The sequence below is a fragment of the Candidatus Methylomirabilota bacterium genome (assembly GCA_027293415.1).
Lineage (GTDB): Bacteria > Methylomirabilota > Methylomirabilia > Methylomirabilales > CSP1-5 > CSP1-5.
In genome coordinates, this window is the sequence record JAPUFX010000210.1 from 1 (window position 1) to 3477 (window position 3477).

Sequence of the window (3477 nt, forward strand, 5' to 3'; positions counted from 1 at the left end):
TCGGAAGCCGCGAGTTTCTGCAAAAGAGTGCGAAGGAAAACTACGGGCACGAGAATCACTATCTCATACGCGCTGCCGCGGGTCACATCGGCCTCTACGGGAACTCTGCTAGCGAAGCGATTTACCCCGGCTATCTTGTAAACTCCGATGGACAGCCCTACGACGCGTCGACGAACCGCTACACGTTGACCTTTGAAAAAGGGAAACTCCCGCCGGTGAAGGCTTTCTGGTCGTTGACCATGTACGACGGGAAGACTCAGTTGTTCGTCGAGAATCCACTCGATCGATACCTGTTGAACTCGCCCATGATGGATCAGTTCAGCATGGACGACGACGGCTCGCTGGTTCTCCACATCGCGAAGGAATCACCCGGCGGGGACTACGAACCGAACTGGCTGCCGGCACCGGATGGACCGTTTTACATGGTGCTACGTCTTTACGGACCCGAGCCCAAAGCACTTGAGGGCAAATGGACACCACCCGTTTTGCAGAAGGTTGACTAGCTAATTGAATCCCTTGCAGGGTGCGATTCCCCGAAGCTTGCTGTGGGGAGGTTTCATTTAAGGAAAGGAATCAAATAATGAATTTCAAAAAACATCTCCGAACTTTAACTGCAGTGCTTCTAGCGGGTACCCTGTTCTACACAGTCGCAACGGCTCAACCCGAGACTCAAACCGTCGAGACCAAAGTTGGGACTCTCGAGTATGTCGGAGGGTATCCAACGGCCGATACGGCTCAAAAACTTTACGACGAACTCGATTATCAGAGAGCCGTCCAGGCCTACCTGTGGGCATTGCCAATGGGGTCCTATGGCGCGTTTGCCGACGAACACTATGCGTTTGGCGCCGGTGATCATGCGGTTGTCGTGGCGGACAATTCCGCCGAACCGCAACAACTCATCCTGACGGCCAACCAGGACACGATCTACATGTCGGGAGCGCTCGACCTCAGCAAAGGGCCAATGGTCCTTGACGTCCCCGCAGGCCTACTCGGCACGATGAACAACATCTGGCAGCAACCTCTGGTCGACATTGGGGGACCGTTTTCGCCGGAGCAGAACCGGGGCGGGCGCTTCCTGATCCTGCCTCCCGGCTACAAGGGGCCGATGCCGGCAATCGCCTATCATGTGGTCAAATCGGATACCAATACCGTGGTCTTCTATCTTCGCGCGGTTCCGCAATCGCGCGAAGATTATCCGAAACTCCGCGAACTGGTGCGGACCTTTCGGCAATACCGTTTGTCCGAGGCGGCCAAACCGCCGGAGATGACGTTTATCTCGTTACCCGGTGAAAAGGTCAACATGTTGACCAAGGAGGGCTTTGCTTTTTTTGAAAATCTGGCCCGCTACATCAACGAGAACCCGCCGCGCCCGCAGGACATGGCCATGTTGGGAATGCTGGAAACGCTGGGGATTGCGCACGGACGCGAATTCAAGCCGGACAAACGGATGCGGGGAATTCTGACGGAGGCGGCGAAGATGGGACGCGCGATGGCTGAGACCGTGTCCTGGCACCCGCGAGTTCCCAAGAAGGATCTTCACCCCTATGAAAATAGTCCGTGGAAACGGATCTTCATCTCGGACGATCCCACTTTTCACACGCCGGATTACCTCGCCATCGATGAGCGAACGCGATTCGGCTTCGAGGCCATCGGAACCTCCAAGTCCATGGTCGTAGCTGCTCCTGGTCAGGGATCGCAGTATGTTGGCGTCTACCAGGATGCCGAGGGCCGCTGGCTCACGGGAGATAACACCTTCCGCATCCGTCTGCCCAAAGACATCCCCGCCGTCAATTTCTGGTCGCTGACCGTTTACGATAATCATTCCCGGTCGCTGATCCAAAACCAGCAGCGCCGTGCCACGATCGGCACCGTGCACGGGGCGGTCCCGAACAAAGATGGCTCCTTCGACACATACTATGGGCCCAAGCTCCCGGACGGTGTGCCCGAAGCGAATTGGATTCAAACCAAGCCCGGCGTCGGCTACATGATTTACCTCCGGCTCTATGGGCCGCTCGAGAGTTGGTTTGATCAATCCTGGCGTCCGGGAGATCCCGAATTGATCAAATGATCACTAAGGAGAACACAACGGAATGACCGGACAGAAGGATTACTTGCCGGTCTCCTTTAGAAAAGAACAAACCAGCGTTATGCTGGGGGTAAGTCTGCTTATCCTTTGGACCCTTGTGGGTACCCTGGGGTTCATCTCTATTGAGGGTTGGTCATTTCTGGACGCCTTTTACATGACCATTATCACTCTTTCTACGGTGGGCTTTGGCGAAATACACCCATTGTCTTCTCAGGGTCGTCTGTTCGCCACCTTTCTAATCGTGACCGGCATTGGAACGGCCATTTACACTTTCACGCGATTGGGCCAGGTTCTGCTTGAGGGTGAACTTCAGGGTTTGCTGGGAAGGAAAAGGATGAACAAGGAAGTAGCAAAGTTAAAGGATCATTATATTGTCTGTGGATTCGGCAGGATTGGAAAACCCGTCGCTAAGGATCTGAAACAGGAAGGCTACCCGGTGTGCATTCTAGAAAGCGATCCTGGCCGAGAAGCAGAAATTCAGGCTGCAGAGCATCTCTACCTCATTGGTGACGCTACGGATGAATCGGTTCTCTCCTCCGCAGGCATCAAGAAGGCAAAGGCAGTTCTGGCCCTGCTGCCCTCCGACGCGGACAACTTGTTTGTGACCATCACTGTAAAGGAACTGAATCCCCAGGTCATGGTTATCGCCAGGGCTTATGATGAAAAGGTCGAACCCAGACTAAAGCGCAGCGGTGCAGATAAGGTGATCTCTCCCTATAAGACGGCCTCTGCGCGCATCTTTCACGCCGCCATTAAGCCCACCGTCGTCGAGTTCTTGGAGCTGGTCACTCATCGCGAATATCTTCAACTGAATATGGAGGAACTCACGGTTTGTGATCAATCACCCTTTCAAGGTCACACTCTTGCCGAGTCTGAAATCGGACGCAAATATAGCGTGGTCGTTGTCGCCATCAAACAAGCCGATGGGGAAATGGCTTTTAATCCAGAAACTTCAACAGAGCTTGCGACTGACGACATTCTGGTGGTCATCGGGAAATATTCTGACCTGAAAAGACTGGAAAGGGACTGCAAGGGCAAGTGAGGGATGTCCCATCTATCTTGCCTATCGAAATTGTGAGTTTTCAGCCGCTAAGCCCTGTGTTTACTGGTCATCAGCCCATTCCCTTTCATGGTTTTCTATGGAAAATGCCTCCAAGGTGCCTGTCAATAGTGACAGTTTACAGGGGTAACCGGCGCAATATATGTTTCTGGCAACATTCAAAAGTGGAGGTAACACGCAAGCGATGATCCAATCTATTTTTCACAAAGCCAAATCCAAGGGCCTCTTATGGCAGTTGGGATTCAGCTCCTGTGGTTGCTGGGAGCTTCCGAGGCGCTGGCGCTGACTCCGGAAGAGGCGGATCGGGCAATCCAACAGGGTCTCGAGGCCC

3 protein-coding genes are annotated in these 3477 nt (G+C 53.8%); all 3 read left to right on the top strand.

All coding sequences use genetic code 11. The features are described 5' to 3' along the window. On the top strand, positions 1-503 hold a 503-nt coding region (locus O6929_14235; protein ID MCZ6481539.1), incomplete at its 5' end, for a DUF1214 domain-containing protein. A gap of 113 nt (positions 504-616) precedes the next feature. Next, complete coding sequence (locus O6929_14240) at positions 617-2068, top strand: DUF1254 domain-containing protein (GenBank protein ID MCZ6481540.1); 1452 nt, start codon at positions 617-619, stop codon at positions 2066-2068. Between the two features lie 22 nt (positions 2069-2090). After that, a complete protein-coding gene (locus O6929_14245) occupies positions 2091-3128 on the top strand; it encodes a potassium channel protein (protein MCZ6481541.1) in 1038 nt (345 codons plus the stop codon). The last annotated feature ends 349 nt before the right edge of the window (positions 3129-3477 follow it).

What these genes read in the sequence shown, in the direction of transcription:
- O6929_14245 (MCZ6481541.1), top strand. Translation starts at nt 2,091, where the DNA reads ATGACCGGACAGAAGGATTACTTGCCGGTCTCCTTTAGAAAAGAACAA.